This window comes from Nocardioides daejeonensis, assembly GCF_003194585.1.
In the GTDB taxonomy this organism is placed as follows: Bacteria; Actinomycetota; Actinomycetes; order Propionibacteriales; family Nocardioidaceae; genus Nocardioides; species Nocardioides daejeonensis.
Map to the genome: position 1 here is coordinate 1 of NZ_QHKZ01000003.1, position 14,376 is coordinate 14,376.

Annotated in this window: 25 protein-coding genes and 1 pseudogene; 2 read left to right on the forward strand and 24 right to left on the reverse strand. The window is 66.8% G+C overall.

The genetic code is table 11. From position 1 onward, the window contains the following. Both DNK54_RS08120 and DNK54_RS08125 read left to right on the forward strand, forming a co-directional pair. On the forward strand, positions 1 to 206 hold a 206-nt coding region (locus DNK54_RS08120; protein WP_204164478.1), incomplete at its 5' end, for a hypothetical protein. A gap of 95 nt (positions 207 to 301) precedes the next feature. Continuing rightward, the gene (locus tag DNK54_RS08125) at positions 302 to 1,468 is read left to right on the forward strand and encodes a hypothetical protein (RefSeq protein ID WP_110206489.1); all 1,167 of its coding nucleotides are present in this window, start codon (positions 302 to 304) and stop codon (positions 1,466 to 1,468) included. Between the two features lie 81 nt (positions 1,469 to 1,549). Here the strand turns inward: DNK54_RS08125 and map are convergent, their stop codons facing one another. The 24 genes and pseudogenes from map to rpsJ all read right to left on the reverse strand — a co-directional run bounded on the left by map (position 1,550) and on the right by rpsJ (position 14,029). Then, complete coding sequence (gene map / locus DNK54_RS08130; protein ID WP_110206490.1) at positions 1,550 to 2,371, reverse strand: type I methionyl aminopeptidase; 822 nt, start codon at positions 2,369 to 2,371, stop codon at positions 1,550 to 1,552. Positions 2,372 to 2,375: 4 nt separating this feature from the next. Then, on the reverse strand, positions 2,376 to 2,945 hold the full coding sequence (locus DNK54_RS08135) for an adenylate kinase (RefSeq protein WP_110206491.1): 570 nt from the start codon (positions 2,943 to 2,945) through the stop codon (positions 2,376 to 2,378). After that, positions 2,945 to 4,249, reverse strand: coding sequence for a preprotein translocase subunit SecY (gene secY, locus DNK54_RS08140; RefSeq protein ID WP_110206492.1), 1,305 nt, complete (start codon positions 4,247 to 4,249; stop codon positions 2,945 to 2,947). The genes DNK54_RS08135 and secY overlap by 1 nt, the downstream gene beginning before the upstream one ends. Before the next feature lie 177 nt (positions 4,250 to 4,426). After that, on the reverse strand, positions 4,427 to 4,867 hold the full coding sequence (gene rplO / locus DNK54_RS08145; RefSeq protein WP_110206493.1) for a 50S ribosomal protein L15: 441 nt from the start codon (positions 4,865 to 4,867) through the stop codon (positions 4,427 to 4,429). 1 nt (position 4,868) lies between these two features. Further along, positions 4,869 to 5,060: a 50S ribosomal protein L30 gene (gene rpmD, locus DNK54_RS08150; RefSeq protein ID WP_110206494.1), complete on the reverse strand. Its 192-nt coding sequence runs from the start codon at positions 5,058 to 5,060 to the stop codon at positions 4,869 to 4,871. Next, on the reverse strand, positions 5,060 to 5,665 hold the full coding sequence (gene rpsE / locus DNK54_RS08155; protein ID WP_110206495.1) for a 30S ribosomal protein S5: 606 nt from the start codon (positions 5,663 to 5,665) through the stop codon (positions 5,060 to 5,062). The genes rpmD and rpsE overlap by 1 nt, the downstream gene beginning before the upstream one ends. A gap of 37 nt (positions 5,666 to 5,702) precedes the next feature. Next, positions 5,703 to 6,086 (reverse strand): 50S ribosomal protein L18, encoded by a 384-nt coding sequence (gene rplR, locus DNK54_RS08160; protein WP_110206496.1) that lies wholly within the window; start codon positions 6,084 to 6,086, stop codon positions 5,703 to 5,705. Positions 6,087 to 6,088: 2 nt separating this feature from the next. Further along, entirely contained in the window at positions 6,089 to 6,631 is a 543-nt protein-coding gene (rplF, locus tag DNK54_RS08165) for a 50S ribosomal protein L6 (protein WP_110206497.1), read from the reverse strand. A gap of 32 nt (positions 6,632 to 6,663) precedes the next feature. After that, positions 6,664 to 7,083 (reverse strand): 30S ribosomal protein S8, encoded by a 420-nt coding sequence (gene rpsH, locus DNK54_RS08170; protein WP_110206498.1) that lies wholly within the window; start codon positions 7,081 to 7,083, stop codon positions 6,664 to 6,666. 83 nt (positions 7,084 to 7,166) lie between these two features. After that, positions 7,167 to 7,352 (reverse strand): type Z 30S ribosomal protein S14, encoded by a 186-nt coding sequence (locus tag DNK54_RS08175; RefSeq protein ID WP_011757321.1) that lies wholly within the window; start codon positions 7,350 to 7,352, stop codon positions 7,167 to 7,169. Position 7,353: 1 nt separating this feature from the next. After that, a complete protein-coding gene (gene rplE / locus DNK54_RS08180) occupies positions 7,354 to 7,917 on the reverse strand; it encodes a 50S ribosomal protein L5 (RefSeq protein ID WP_110206499.1) in 564 nt (187 codons plus the stop codon). Position 7,918: 1 nt separating this feature from the next. Next, positions 7,919 to 8,281 carry a 50S ribosomal protein L24 gene (gene rplX, locus DNK54_RS08185; protein WP_110206500.1) on the reverse strand — a complete coding sequence of 121 codons (363 nt, stop codon included), beginning with the start codon at positions 8,279 to 8,281 and terminating at the stop codon, positions 7,919 to 7,921. Next, positions 8,281 to 8,649 carry a 50S ribosomal protein L14 gene (rplN, locus tag DNK54_RS08190; RefSeq protein ID WP_110206501.1) on the reverse strand — a complete coding sequence of 123 codons (369 nt, stop codon included), beginning with the start codon at positions 8,647 to 8,649 and terminating at the stop codon, positions 8,281 to 8,283. Before rplN ends, rplX begins: the two co-directional genes overlap by 1 nt. A gap of 120 nt (positions 8,650 to 8,769) precedes the next feature. Continuing rightward, positions 8,770 to 9,036: a 30S ribosomal protein S17 gene (rpsQ, locus tag DNK54_RS08195; RefSeq protein WP_110206502.1), complete on the reverse strand. Its 267-nt coding sequence runs from the start codon at positions 9,034 to 9,036 to the stop codon at positions 8,770 to 8,772. Further along, positions 9,033 to 9,278 (reverse strand): 50S ribosomal protein L29, encoded by a 246-nt coding sequence (gene rpmC, locus DNK54_RS08200; RefSeq protein ID WP_110206503.1) that lies wholly within the window; start codon positions 9,276 to 9,278, stop codon positions 9,033 to 9,035. The genes rpsQ and rpmC overlap by 4 nt, the downstream gene beginning before the upstream one ends. Further along, the gene (gene rplP / locus DNK54_RS08205) at positions 9,278 to 9,697 is read right to left on the reverse strand and encodes a 50S ribosomal protein L16 (RefSeq protein WP_110206504.1); all 420 of its coding nucleotides are present in this window, start codon (positions 9,695 to 9,697) and stop codon (positions 9,278 to 9,280) included. The genes rpmC and rplP overlap by 1 nt, the downstream gene beginning before the upstream one ends. A 5-nt stretch (positions 9,698 to 9,702) precedes the next feature. Next, positions 9,703 to 10,530, reverse strand: a complete 828-nt coding sequence (rpsC, locus tag DNK54_RS08210; RefSeq protein WP_110206505.1) for a 30S ribosomal protein S3 — start codon at positions 10,528 to 10,530, stop codon at positions 9,703 to 9,705. Beyond that, positions 10,530 to 10,955: a 50S ribosomal protein L22 gene (rplV, locus tag DNK54_RS08215; protein WP_110206506.1), complete on the reverse strand. Its 426-nt coding sequence runs from the start codon at positions 10,953 to 10,955 to the stop codon at positions 10,530 to 10,532. Before rplV ends, rpsC begins: the two co-directional genes overlap by 1 nt. Positions 10,956 to 10,996: 41 nt before the next feature. Next, on the reverse strand, positions 10,997 to 11,278 hold the full coding sequence (rpsS, locus tag DNK54_RS08220) for a 30S ribosomal protein S19 (protein ID WP_109694766.1): 282 nt from the start codon (positions 11,276 to 11,278) through the stop codon (positions 10,997 to 10,999). Between the two features lie 16 nt (positions 11,279 to 11,294). Then, a complete protein-coding gene (rplB, locus tag DNK54_RS08225; protein ID WP_110206507.1) occupies positions 11,295 to 12,128 on the reverse strand; it encodes a 50S ribosomal protein L2 in 834 nt (277 codons plus the stop codon). Beyond that, entirely contained in the window at positions 12,128 to 12,427 is a 300-nt protein-coding gene (gene rplW, locus DNK54_RS08230; protein WP_110206508.1) for a 50S ribosomal protein L23, read from the reverse strand. The genes rplB and rplW overlap by 1 nt, the downstream gene beginning before the upstream one ends. Then, positions 12,427 to 13,053: pseudogene (gene rplD / locus DNK54_RS08235) on the reverse strand (50S ribosomal protein L4); the annotation flags it as partial. The pseudogene rplD and the gene rplW, both read right to left, overlap by 1 nt. Next, the gene (rplC, locus tag DNK54_RS08240; protein ID WP_110206509.1) at positions 13,050 to 13,709 is read right to left on the reverse strand and encodes a 50S ribosomal protein L3; all 660 of its coding nucleotides are present in this window, start codon (positions 13,707 to 13,709) and stop codon (positions 13,050 to 13,052) included. The gene rplC and the pseudogene rplD, both read right to left, overlap by 4 nt. A gap of 11 nt (positions 13,710 to 13,720) precedes the next feature. Then, positions 13,721 to 14,029 carry a 30S ribosomal protein S10 gene (rpsJ, locus tag DNK54_RS08245; RefSeq protein WP_008360994.1) on the reverse strand — a complete coding sequence of 103 codons (309 nt, stop codon included), beginning with the start codon at positions 14,027 to 14,029 and terminating at the stop codon, positions 13,721 to 13,723. Positions 14,030 to 14,376 lie beyond the last annotated feature (347 nt).

Here is a 14,376-nt window from a genome sequence, read left to right on the forward strand (position 1 = left end):
CCAAGGGCACCTGGAGCACCAGCGACGTCACCCTGAAGTACCAGTGGCTGCGCAACGGCAAGGCCATCAAGAAGGCGACCAAGGCCACCTACAAGGTCACCAAGGCCGACAAGGGCAAGAAGCTCAAGGTCAAGGTCACCGCCATCAAGAGCGGCTTCACCCAGGCCACCGTCACCACCAAGGCCGTGAAGATCAAGAAGAAGTGACTCTCGTGCCCCAGGCATGACAGCAACCAGGGGTGACCGCCCAGATCCGGCGGTCACCCCTGGCCCCGTTCCGCAAGAGAATCCGAAGGATCCCCATGGCACACCTGCTTCTTCGCGGCGGCGCACGCATCGCGGCCAGCGCCACCCTCCTCGCGCTGCTCACCCCGTTCGGCCCAGGTACGCCGGCTGTCCACGCCGCCACCTGCAACACTCCGACTCCGAGCGGCGCCGTCCTCACCATCGACGAGACCGCGCCGGTGCTCCCTGGCGAGGAGATCCACCTCTCCGGCACCGGCTTCACGCCCGGGCAACGTCTCGCGATCAAGATGGACAGGGACGCCTACGGGCAGCTCGGCGCCGACAACCCGGCCGAGAACATCCCCGAGGCGACCCGCAGCCGCATCCTCGTGACGGCCGACGGGACCTTCACCGCCGAGCCCCTCACCGTCCCGCGCTTCCAGTCCGACGGCAAGGCGACAGAGGCGATCGAGCACACGATCAATCTGCTCGACAACGATCCCGTCACCACCGTCTGCGCTCTCTTCGAGACCGCGCCCGCCTACACCTCCACCCTGGATTCCCCCGACGCTGCCGAGCCGGGTGACACCATCACGGTCTCCGGCACCGGGTGGCTCGACCGGGCAGGCACGGCCTCCTCCACGGTCGGCGTCGTGATCGAGGAGGCAGGCACCCCCGCCATCGTTGCGAGCCAGCGCACCGCGGGCAACGAACCACATACCAACGCGCGCATCTGGGCCGTCGTACCCGCCAGCGCCTTCTCCGAGCCGGGGACGTTCAGCACCGACGTTCGATTGCCTGACGGCACCACCTCGGGCCCGCACGGCTCCACCGTGGCGTTCGGCGGCCAGACCTACCGGGTCCGGTTGTGGAGCGGTGCCCAACTCGGCGTGAACGGCGACATCACACGGAACCTCGTCGTCGGTGACGACTTCGAGGTGAGCGCGCCCAGCGAGCCGCCGGCAGCGCAGAAGATCACGAACAAGAAGAAGCCCGTCATCAAGGGCAAGACCAAGGTCAAGAAGTTGCTGAAGGTCACCAAGGGCACCTGGAGCACCAGCGACGTCACCCTGAAGTACCAGTGGCTGCGCAACGGCAAGGCCATCAAGAAGGCGACCAAGGCCACCTACAAGGTCACCAAGGCCGACAAGGGCAAGAAGCTCAAGGTCAAGGTCACCGCCACCAAGAGCGGCTTCACCCAGGCCACCGTCACCACCAAGGCCGTGAAGATCAAGAAGAAGTGACCCGACGCGGGCGCTGACCCGGAACGCCGGAGGGGCTGCATCTCCTGACGAGATGCAGCCCCTCCGGCGTCCGAGGTTGCGTCAGCCAGGCCCGCCGTACGGCACGCCCAGCTCTGCCAGCTTCGCCTTCCCACCATCCAGTGCGGTAAGGATCCAGGCTCCGTCGGGCATCAGCGTGAAGGTGTGCTCGAAGTGGGCGGCCCAGCTGCCATCGCTGGTCACCACGGTCCAGTCGTCGTCGAGCACATCGGTCTTCTTGGTGCCGAGGGTGACCATCGGCTCCACGGCCAGCGCCAGGCCCCGCACCAGCTTCGGGCCCCGACCCGCCCGACCCACGTTGGGCACGTTCGGCGGCTGGTGCATCTCGGAGCCGATCCCGTGACCCGTGTAGTCCTCGAGGATCCCGTACTCGCCCTGACTGCGAACGTAGCTCTCGACGGCGTGGGAGATATCGCCCACCTTGCCGCCGAGTCGCGCGGCCGCGAAGCCGCGCCACATCGACTCCTCAGTGACTCGGAGCAGCTCGGTGACCTCGCCGGGCACCGGGCCGATCGGCACCGTGATCGCTGCGTCACCGTGCCAGCCGTCGATGATCGCGCCACAGTCGATCGAGATCACGTCGCCCTCAGCGAGCACCCGCTCCCCCGGGACCCCGTGCACGACCTCGTCGTTGACGGAGGCGCAGATCGTCCCCGGGAAGGGCGGCTCGCCGTACCCCTTGAAGGAGGGGACGCCACCTCCGGCCCGGATGTTCTCCTCGGCAAGCACGTCCAGCTCCCCGGTGCTGATGCCGGGCCTGCAGGCACCGCGCAGCAGCTCGAGGGTCTCCCCGACCAGCAGACCGGCGGCACGCATCCGCTCGATCTGAGCGGGCGTCTTCAGTTCGATGCCGCGCGAGAACATCGCGTCAGGCGGGCTGCTCGAGCGCGTCGAAGATGCGGTGGGTCACCGCATCGATCTCGCCCATGCCGTCGACCTCGATGAGCAGACCACGCTCGCGATAGACCGCGATCAGCGGCTCGGTCTGCTCGGCGTACACCTCCTGGCGACGCCTGATTACGTCTTCGGTGTCGTCGGCGCGGCCCTCGACCGCTGCGCGCTGCAGGAGCCGGGCCACCAGCTCGTTGATCTCGGCAGTCAGCACCACGACCGCGTCGAGCGAGGAGTCCAGGTCACCGAGCATCTCGTCGAGCTCTTTGACCTGGGCGAGCGTCCGCGGGTAGCCGTCAAGCAGGAACCCGCCGGCGGCATCAGGCAGGCTCAACCGGTCACGGACCATGGCGTTGGTGACCTCGTCTGGCACGTACTCGCCCGCGTCCATGTAGCGCTGCGCCTCGAGCCCGAGGGGCGTCTTTCCGGCCACGTTGGCCCGGAAGATGTCGCCGGTGGAGATCGCCGGGATCTTGAAGTGGGTCGCGATGACCTTGGCCTGCGTACCTTTTCCGGCCCCGGGGGGGCCCATCAGGATGAGTCGCATCAGCGGAGGAACCCTTCATAGTTGCGCTGCTGGAGCTGGCTTTCGATCTGCTTCACCGTGTCCAGCGCCACGCCCACCATGATGAGGATGGAGGTACCGCCGAAGGGGAAGTTCTGGTTGGCGTTGATGAGCGCGAAGGCGATCAACGGCACCAGGGAGATGAGACCGAGGTAGAGCGCACCGGGAGCGGTGATCCTGGAGAGCACGTACGAGAGGTAGTCCTCGGTCGGCTTGCCAGCCCGGATCCCGGGAATGAAGCCGCCGTACTTCTTCATGTTGTCCGCCACCTCGTTGGTGTCGAACGTGATGGAGACGTAGAAGTACGTGAAGAAGATGATGAGCGCGAAGTAGACCGCCATGTAGACCGGGTGGCCCCCGTCGACGAAGTACTCGTTGACGAAGCCGATCCACTTCGGCTGAGGATCGCGGTTCTGGTTGAACTGCACCGCCATCGCCGGGAGGTACATCAGCGACGAAGCGAAGATGACCGGGATGATGCCGGCCTGGTTGACCTTGAGCGGGATGTAGGTCGAATTGCCGCCGAACATCTTGCGACCGACCATCCGGCGCGCGTACTGCACGGGGATGCGGCGCTGGGCCTGCTCGATGAAGACGACCGCGGCGACCAGGATGAGGCCGATCACCATCACGATGCCGAAGGTGACCCAGCCCTTCGAGGACTGGACCTGCCACAGCGACGCCGGGAAGGTCGCGACGACCTGGGTGAAGATGAGGATGGACATGCCGTTGCCGACGCCGCGCTCGGTGATGAGCTCGCCGAGCCACATGATGACGACGGTGCCCGCCGTCATGGTGAGCACCATGACGAGGAAGAGCCCGATGCTGTCGTTGTGCAGCAGGTCCTTGTCACAGCCCTGCAACAGCTGCCCGGAGCGCGCCAGCGCGATGATGCCCGTCGCCTGCAGGACCGCCAGTCCGAGCGTCAGGTACCGCGTGTACTGCGTGATCTTCGCCTGCCCGGACTGCCCTTCCTTCTTGAGGGCCTCCAGGCGTGGGATCACCACGACCAGCAACTGCAGGATGATCGACGCCGTGATGTAGGGCATGATGCCCAGCGCGAAGACGGTCAACTGGAGCAGGGCGCCACCCGAGAACAGGTTGATCAGGTTGTAGACGCTATTGCTGTCCTCGAGGCCTTTGATGCAGGACTGCACGTTGGCGACGTGGACCCCGGGCGCAGGGAACTGCGAGCCGAGCCGGAAGATGATGATGATTCCCAGCACGAACAGCAACTTGCGTCGCAGGTCCGGTGTCCGGAAAGCGTTGGCGAACGCGCCTAGCACGTGATCCTCTTTCGTCAAGCACGGGTCAGCTCGCTCGGCGCATGGCCGGGCGAGGGCTCGGGAAGCCTAACAGGCAGGCATAGACAACGGTCCGGAGACGCCGCTGGGGCGTGGTGCGACGTGCGTCTGCACGCCCACCACGCCCCAGCGGCTCCGGATCAAGATGAGGCCCGGTCCTCAGAGCACCGTGACGGTGCCGCCGGCTGCCTCGATCTTCTCCTTCGCCGAGCCGGAGAACGCGTCAACGCTCACCTGGACGGCGACGGAGATGTCACCCTGACCGAGCACCTTCACCGGGTGGCCGGCGCGCACGGCGCCCTTCGCCACCAGGCCCTCGACGGTGACCTCGCCACCCTCGGGGAACAGTGCACCGATCCGGTCCAGGTTCACGACCTGGAACTCGACCTTGAACGGGTTCTTGAAGCCCTTGAGCTTCGGCAGCCGCATGTGCAGCGGCATCTGGCCACCCTCGAAGGCGGCCGGAACCTGGTACCGGGCCTTGGTGCCCTTGGTACCGCGGCCGGCCGTCTTGCCCTTGGAGCCTTCACCGCGACCCACACGGGTCTTGGCGGTCTTGGCACCGGGCGCGGGGCGCAGGTGGTGGAGCTTGAGAGTCATGTCAGTTGTCTCCCTCGATGACCTCGACCGCCACCAGGTGACGGACGGTGTGGACCATCCCCCGGATCTCGGGTCGGTCCTCCTTGACGACCACGTCGCCGATCCGCTTGAGGCCCAGGGAACGCAGGGTCTCGCGCTGGTTCTGCTTGCAGCCGATGGTGCTCTTCTTCTGCTCGACCTTGAGGCGGGCCATCACTGAGCCACCTCCGCCCGAGCCTTCAGCAGCGCGGCGGGGGTGACGGCCTCGACCGTCAGGCCACGACGCGCGGCGACGGCCTCGGGCTCCTCAAGCATCTTGAGGGCCTCGACCGTGGCGTGCACGATGTTGATCTGGTTCGACGACCCGAGCGACTTGCTCAGGATGTCGTGGATGCCGGCGCACTCCAGGACGGCACGCACCGGGCCACCGGCGATGACACCGGTACCAGGAGCAGCCGGGCGCAGCATGACCACGCCAGCGGCCTTCTCGCCCTGGACCGGGTGCGGGATGGTGCCCTGGATGCGAGGAACCTTGAAGAAGTGCTTCTTCGCTTCCTCGACACCCTTGGCGATCGCCGCGGGCACCTCCTTGGCCTTGCCATAACCGACACCGACCAGGCCGTCACCGTCACCGACCACGACCAGGGCGGTGAAGCTGAAGCGACGACCACCCTTCACGACCTTGGCAACGCGGTTGATCGTGACGACGCGCTCGATGTACGCGGTCTTGTCCGCACCCTGGTCCCGACCGCCGCGTCCGCGACGGTCGCCTCCCTGGCGCTCGCCTCCGGCGCGCTGTCCGCGCTGGGCTCCGCTCATGAGAACTTCCTCTTCTCTCTCTTGCTCGTCTACGCGATCAGAACGTCAGGCCGCCCTCGCGGGCGCCATCTGCCAGGGCCGCGATGCGACCGTGATACTTGTTACCGGCCCGGTCGAAGACCACCGCGGAGACACCGGCCTCCTTGGCACGGGCGGCGACCAGCTCGCCGACCTTCTTGGCCTTCTCGCTCTTGTCGCCGGCGGCCGCACGCAGGTCGGCCTCCATGGTCGAGGCAGACGCGAGCGTCTTGCCGACCAGGTCGTCGACGACCTGGACGCTGATGTGACGCGCGGAACGGGTGACCACCAGGCGCGGGCGCTCGGCGGTGCCGTGGATCCTCTTGCGGCCACGGACCTGGCGACGCAGACGCGACTTGGTGCGCGCAGCGGTGTGCTTGTTGTTCGACAGCGAGATCGCCATGGTCACTTACCAGCCTTTCCGACCTTGCGGCGGATGTGCTCACCCGCGTAGCGAACGCCCTTGCCCTTGTAAGGCTCGGGCTTGCGCAGCTTGCGGATGTTGGCCGCGACCTCGCCGACCAGCTGCTTGTCGATGCCCGCCACACCGAGCTTCGTCTGGCCGTCCACCGTGAAGGTGATGCCCTCGGGAGCCTTGAAGTGGATCGGGTGGGAGTAGCCGAGCTGGAACTCCAGCTCGGTCGGGCCCTTGGACAGGACGCGGTAGCCGACGCCGACGATCTCGAGCTTCTTCTCGTAGCCGGCGGTGACGCCCACGACCATGTTGTTGATCAGGGTGCGGGTCAGTCCGTGCAGCGAGCGGCTCTCCCGCTCGTCGTCGGGACGCTTGACCTCGAGCGTGCCATCCTCGGCACGGTCCACGACGATCGGGGAGGCGACCTGGTGCGACAGGGTGCCCTTGGGCCCCTTGACCGTCACGAGGCCGTCGGCGATCTGGACGTCAACGCCCGACGGGACCGCAATGGGGAGCTTGCCAATACGCGACATGCTTCTCTTCCTTTCTGGTCTCGGCGGGGCGCTTACCAGACGTAGGCGAGGACTTCCCCACCTACGCCCTTCTGGTTCGCCTGACGGTCGGTGAGCAAGCCCTGGCTGGTCGAGATGATCGCGACACCGAGGCCGCCGAGCACCTTCGGGAGGCCCGTGTGCTTGGCGTAGACCCGGAGGCCGGGCTTGCTGATACGGCGGACACCCGCGATGGAGCGCTCGCGGTTGCGGCCGTACTTGAGGGTGATGGTCAGCGTCTTGCCGACGGCCGGCTCTCCGGCGTCGTCGACGTTGTCCTTCACGTCGTACGTGGTGATGTAGCCCTCCTGCTGGAGGATCTCAGCGACACCTGCCTTCAGCTTGCTGAACGGCATGGCAACCGAGTCGTGGTACGCCTGGTTGGCGTTACGCAGACGCGTGAGCATGTCTGCGATGGGGTCAGTCATCGTCATGGCCGAGTGGCCCTTTCCCACCGTGGTTTCGCGCCTCCGTGTGAGGCGCGACCTTCAGCGATCGTTGTGAGTGAGGTCTGGGTTCACCAGGAGGACTTGGTCACACCGGGGAGCTCGCCGCGGTGGGCCATCTCCCGCAGGCAGATCCGGCACAGGCCGAACTTGCGGTAGACGGCCTTCGGGCGACCGCAGCGCTGGCACCGGGTGTAACCCCGGACTGCGAACTTCGGCTTGCGAGCGGCCTTGACCTTGAGTGCGGTCTTCGCCATGTCAGTTGCCTTCCTTGAACGGGAAGCCGAGCTGCTTCAGCAGCGCCCGGCCCTCAGCGTCGTTGGTGGCCGTGGTGACGACCGTGATGTCCATGCCTCGCGACCGGTCGATCTTGTCCTGGTCGATCTCGTGGAACATGACCTGCTCGGTCAGGCCGAAGGTGTAGTTGCCACGGCCATCGAACTGGTTGCCGTTGAGGCCACGGAAGTCGCGGATACGCGGCAGCGCGAGGCTCAGCAGACGGTCGAGGAACTCCCACATCCGGTCGCCGCGCAGCGTGACGTGCGCGCCGATCGGCATGCCCTCACGGAGCTTGAACTGGGCGATCGACTTGCGCGCCTTGGTCACCTGCGGCTTCTGGCCGGTGATCGCGGTCAGGTCGCGGATGGCGCCCTCGATCAGCTTGGAGTCGCGAGCGGCTTCACCGACACCCATGTTGACCACGATCTTGACCAGACCGGGGACCTGCATGACGTTGGCGAACTCGAACTCCGTGCGCAGCGCGGGGAGGATCTCCTCGCGGTAGCGCGTCTTGAGCCGCGGCGCGGTCTTGGTGTCGCTCATCTCAGATCTCCTTGCCCGACTTGCGCGAGACGCGAACGCTCCGCTGGGCGGTGTAGGTCGAGCCGTCGGCACGGGTCTTGGTCACCTCGTCGCGACGGAAGCCGACGCGGGTGACGCCGTCACCCTCGACCAGCATCACGTTCGAGACGTGGATCGGAGCCTCGGTGGTCACGATGCCGCCGGTGTTGCCACTGCCGGTGTTGACGACCTTCTCGTGCTTCTTGATCCGGTTGACGCCCTCGACGATCACGCGGGACTCCTCGCGGAGCACGGCGATGACCTTGCCCTCGGCGCCCTTGTCCTTGCCTGCGATCACCTTGACGGTGTCGCCCTTCTTGATGTGCATCTTCTTCGCCGCGGCCATCACAGCACCTCCGGGGCCAAGGAAATGATCTTCATGAACTTCTTCTCGCGCAGCTCGCGGCCCACCGGGCCGAAGATGCGGGTTCCACGCGGCTCGCCATCGTTCTTGAGGATGACTGCGGCGTTCTCGTCGAAACGGATGTACGAGCCGTCCGGACGACGGCGCTCCTTGGCCGTGCGTACGACGACGGCCTTGACGACGTCACCCTTCTTGACGTTGCCACCGGGGATCGCGTCCTTCACGGTGGCGACGATGACGTCGCCGATACCGGCGTAGCGCCGACCCGAGCCGCCGAGCACCCGGATGCAAAGGATCTCCTTCGCACCGGTGTTGTCGGCGACCTTGAGTCGCGACTCCTGCTGGATCATCGGTTATCTCCTGGTTGTCGAGCCGGTTCTTCGTCCCCACCGGGGGCGAAGCCTTGCCGAACTAGTTGTTGTGATGAGTCGACCCTCGCGGGCCGCACGACTGATGGCCGAACGGCCTGGTCACTTGGCCTTTTCGAGGATCTCGACGACGCGCCAACGCTTGGTCGCCGAGAGCGGCCGGGTCTCCATGATCAGGACCCGGTCACCGACACCGCACTGGTTCTGCTCGTCGTGAGCCTTGAACTTGTTGTTGCGGCGCATGACCTTGCCGTAGAGGGCGTGCTTGACACGGTCCTCGACGGTGACCACGACGGTCTTGTCCATCTTGTCGCTGACGACCAGGCCCTCACGGACCTTGCGGGCGTTGCGCTCGTTGTTCTCGCTCATGCGTCGTCCTTCTCGCTCGCCTCCGCGTTGCTGCGGATGCCCAGCTTGCGCTCGTTGATCACGGTGTAGATCCGCGCGATGTCCTTCTTGACCGTGCGCAGGCGGCTGTTGTTCTCCAACTGCCCGGTGGCGGACTGGAAGCGGAGGTTGAAGAGCTCCGCCTTGGCCTCGCTGAGCTTGGCCTCCAGGTCACCGTTGGTCAACTGGTCGAGCTCGTACGCCGAGTTGGTCTTGCTGCTCATCAGAATTCACCTGCCTCGCGGGTGACGAAGCGGCACTTCATCGGGAGCTTGTGCATCGCACGACGCATGGCCTCGCGGGCCACGTCCTCATCGACACCGGAAAGTTCGAACATGACACGGCCGGGCTTGACGTTGGCCACCCACCACTCGGGCGAGCCCTTGCCGGAGCCCATGCGGGTCTCGGCCGGCTTCTTGGTCAGCGGGCGGTCCGGGTAGATGTTGATCCAGACCTTTCCGCCACGCTTGATGTGACGGGTCATCGCGATACGCGCCGACTCGATCTGGCGGTTGGTCACGTAGTGACCCTCGATCGCCTGGATCCCGAAGTCACCGAAAGCAAGGCTGGTGCCGCCCTTGGCCGCGCCACGGCGGCCGGGGTGGTGCTGCTTGCGGTGCTTGACACGACGGGGCATCAACATGATGCTCAGCCCTCCTGACCGGCAGTGGCAGCCTCGGGGGCTGCGGCCTCGGTGTTTTCAGCAGGCGCCTCGGTGCGGCCGGCGTCGCGGTTGCCGCGCGCCGGGCGGTCGCCTCGGGAGCCACGGGCGGGACGGTCACCGGCGCGGCCACGGCCACGGCCCGGAGCACCGGCGCGAGCGGCGGCCTGAGCCTCGCGCTCGGCGCGGGTACCAGCCACCTCGCCCTTGTAGATCCAGACCTTCACGCCGATCCGGCCGAAGGTCGTGCGGGCCTCGTAGAAGCCGTAGTCGATGTCGGCACGCAGGGTGTGCAGCGGCACGCGACCCTCGCGGTAGAACTCGGTGCGCGACATCTCGGCGCCGTTGAGGCGACCGGAGCACTGGATCCGGATGCCCTTGGCACCGGAACGCATCGAGGTCTGGATCGCCTTGCGCATGGCGCGACGGAACTGCACGCGACCCGACAGCTGCTCGGCAACACCCTGGGCGACCAGCTGCGCGTCGATCTCGGGGTTCTTGACCTCGAGGATGTTCAGCTGGACCTGCTTGCCGGTGAGCTTCTCGAGCTCGCCGCGGATGCGGTCGGCCTCGGCGCCACGGCGACCGATGACGATGCCCGGACGAGCGGTGTGGATGTCCACCCGCACGCGGTCCCGGGTCCGCTCGATCTCGACGCGGGCGATGCCGGCCCGCTCCATGCCCTTGGACAGGAGCTTGCGGATCGCGACGTCCTCACCGACGTACGCCTTGTAGAGCTTGTCGGCGTACCACCGGCTGCGGTGGTCCGTCGAGATGCCCATCCGGAAACCGGTCGGGTTGATCTTCTGGCCCATCAGGCACCCTTTCCGTTCTTGGTGGCCACGGCGTCGGCCGGCTGGACGACCAGCGTGATGTGGCTGGTGCGCTTGTTGATCCGGGTGGCCCGACCCTGGGCCCGCGGGCGCCAGCGCTTCATGGTCGGGCCCTCGTCGACGCGGGCGACCGAGACGACCAGGTCGCCTGCGGCAAGGCCCTCGGTGGTGGACGCGTTGGCGACGGCGCTCTCCAGCACCTTCAGCACGGTCTCGGCAGCCGCCTGCGGGGCGAACTGCAGCAGGACGCGCGCGTCGTCCACGGGCAGGCCACGCACCAGGTCGACGACGCGGCGGGCCTTCATCGGGGTGATCCGCACGAAGCGGGCGGTCGCAAAGGCTCCCGGCTGGTCGCCGAGCAGCGACTCGCGGCGGGCGCTGGTGCGCCGGCGCTCTGTAACGCTCATTTGCTCGTTATCTCCAGTATCTCGTCAGTCGCGCACCGCGATCAGCGGCGGCGACCCTTCCGGTCTTCCTTCACGTGCCCGCGGTAGGTGCGGGTGGGGGCAAACTCGCCGAGCTTGTGGCCGACCATGGAGTCGGAGACGAACACGGGAACATGCTTGCGACCGTCGTGCACGGCGATCGTGTGGCCGATCATGGCCGGGACGATCATCGAGCGGCGCGACCAGGTCTTGATGACGTTGTGCGAACCCTTCTCGTTCTCAGCGTCCACCTTCTTCATCAGGTGGTCGTCGACGAAGGGACCCTTCTTCAGGCTGCGAGGCATCTGTCTACTTCCCTACTCAGCGCTTCTTGCCGGTCTTGCGGCGGCGGATGATCTGCGAGTCGCTGGCCTTGCGCTTGCGCGTACGGCCCTCGGGCTTACCCCACGGGGAGACCGGGTGGCGACCACCGGAGGTCTTGCCCTCACCACCACCGTGCGGGTGGTCGACCGGGTTCATCACGACACCACGGACGGTGGGACGGCGGCCCTTCCAGCGCATCCGGCCGGCCTTGCCCCAGTTGATGTTGGACTGCTCGGCGTTGCCGACCTCACCGACGGTGGCGCGGCAGCGGACGTCGACGAACCGCATCTCGCCGGACGGCATGCGCAGCGTGGCGCGGCTGCCTTCCTTGGCGACCAGCTGCGCACTGATGCCCGCAGAGCGAGCGATCTTGGCGCCGCCGCCGGGACGGAGCTCCACGCAGTGCACGGTGGTACCGACCGGGATGTTGCGCAGCGGCAGGTTGTTGCCGGGCTTGATGTCGGCGCTGGGACCAGCCTCGACCGGGGTGCCCTGGGTCAGGCCCTTCGGCGCGATGATGTAGCGCTTCTCGCCGTCGGCGTAGTGCAGCAGGGCGATACGCGCGGTGCGGTTCGGGTCGTACTCGATGTGCGCGACCTTGGCCGGGACGCCGTCCTTGTCGTAGCGACGGAAGTCGATGATCCGGTAGGCACGCTTGTGACCGCCACCGTGGTGCCGCGTGGTGATCCGGCCCTGGTTGTTACGGCCGCCCTTCTTGGGCAGCGGGCGGGTCAGCGACTTCTCCGGGGTGGTCCGGGTGATCTCGACGAAGTCGGCCACGGACGAGCCGCGACGGCCCGGCGTAGTCGGCTTGTACTTGCGGATAGCCATCAGTTGCCTCCGAAGATGTCAATGCGGTCGCCGTCGGCGAGGCTGACGATCGCGCGCTTGGTGTTGGCGCGCTTGCCCATGCCGAACCGGGTGCGACGGGTCTTGCCCTGACGGTTGATCGTGTTGACCGCCGTCACCTTCACGTTGAACACCTGCTCGACCGCGATCTTGATCTCGGTCTTGTTGGCGTCGGGACGCACGAGGAAGGTGTACTTGTTGGCGTCGAGAAGGCCGTAGCTCTTCTCGGAGACGACCGGCGCGATCAGGATGTCGCGGGGGTCCTTCTGCAGGGTGCTCACTTGGCGCTCTCCTCTGCGGTCTTCGCGGCACCCTTCGACACGAATGCGTCGTAGGCACCCTTGGTGAACACCACGTCGTCGGAACGAAGGACGTCGTAGGTGTTCAACTGGTCGACGGCGACGATGTGCACGCTCGGGGCGTTGCGCAGCGACAGCCAGGTCACGTTGTCACCGCGCTCGAGCACCACCAGGAAGTTGGTGCGCTCGCTGAGCGAGGCGAGTGCGGCGATGCCGGCGCGGGTAGAGGGCTTCTCGCCCGCGACCAACGCCTCGACCACGTGCACGCGGTCGTTGCGGGCCCGGTCGGAGAGGGCGCCCTTGAGAGCGGCGGCCTTCATCTTCTTGGGGGTGCGCTGGTCGTAGCTGCGCGGCTGCGGCCCGTGGACCACGCCACCGCCGGCGAACTGCGGCGCGCGGGTCGAGCCCTGGCGGGCGCGGCCGGTGCCCTTCTGCTTGTAGGGCTTGCGGCCACCGCCGCGGACGTCGGCCCGCGTCTTCGTGGCGTGCGTGCCCTGGCGTGCGGCAGCGAGCTGCGCCACGACGACCTGGTGGATCAGCGGGACGTTGACCTCGACGTCGAAGATCTCGGCGGGGAGCTCGACGGCGGCCTTCTTCACGTCACTCACTTGGCGGCCTCCTTCTTCACGGCCGAGCGGAGAACCACGAGGCTGCCCTTGGGGCCGGGGACGGCGCCCTTGAGCAGGATCAGGCCCTTCTCGGCGTCGACGGCGTGCACCGTGACGTTCTGCGTGGTGACGGTGTCGCCACCCATCTGACCGGCCATCCGCAGGCCCTTGAAGACCCGGCCGGGAGTCGCGCAGGCGCCGATGGAACCGGGCTTGCGGTGGTTGCGGTGGGCACCGTGCGAAGCGGAGACACCGGCGAAGCCGTGCCGCTTCATCGTGCCCGCGAAACCCTTGCCCTTGCTGGTGCCGGTCACGTCGACCGGGTCACCGGCGGCGAACAGCTCCGGGCTGAGCTCCTGGCCCACCGAGTAGCTGCCGGCGTCCGCAGTACGGATCTCGACCACGTGGCGGCGCGGCGTAACGCCGGCCTTCGCGAAGTGGCCGCCCATCGGCTTGTTGACCTTGCGAGCCTCGATCTCGCCGAAGCCGATCTGGATGGCGTTGTAGCCGTCGGTCTCCGGGAGGCGCACCTGCGTCACCACGTTGGTGGCGGCGGCGATCACGGTCACGGGGACGACGCGGTTGTCGGCGTCCCAGGTCTGGGTCATCCCCACCTTGGCGCCGAGCAGGCCCTTGACGTTGTGTTCGTAAGTCATCTCGATCTACCTCAGAGCTTGATCTCGATGTCGACGCCGGCAGGCAGGTCGAGACGCATGAGCGAGTCGACCGTCTTCGGCGTGGGGTCAATGATGTCGATCAGGCGCTTGTGGGTGCGCATCTCGAAGTGCTCGCGAGAGTCCTTGTACTTGTGGGGCGAGCGGATCACGCAGTAGACGTTCTTCTCGGTGGGCAGCGGCACCGGGCCGGCCACCTTCGCACCCGTGCGGGTGACGGTGTCCACGATCTTCCGCGCCGAGGTGTCGATCACCTCGTGGTCATAGGCCTTGAGCCTGATGCGGATCTTCTGTCCCGCCATAGGTCTCTCTCGTCCTCTTCTACTCGTGCCAGGCCGATTGCCTGGCACCGCGTGCTCTGTTTGTCTCGACCAGTCCCGGGTGGAACTGCCCGCCCGTGCTTCCCTTCTTCACCTGAACCGGGCCTCGCGGCCGACCCCCGCGGTCGGGCGTGTCGCCGATATTTCGACAACGCGGAGCGCCGGGCCTCAGCGGTTCTGGTGTTGACGGTGCTCGACGGGCTTGTCGAGCTGATCGGGCCTCCGATCCTGATGACTCAGGGCGGCACGCGCACGGCAACCACCGCTGCACCTGCAGGAGACGCGATTCAGTGGTCAAGTTGTGTGCGCACCTCGGCGGCCAGCCGAAG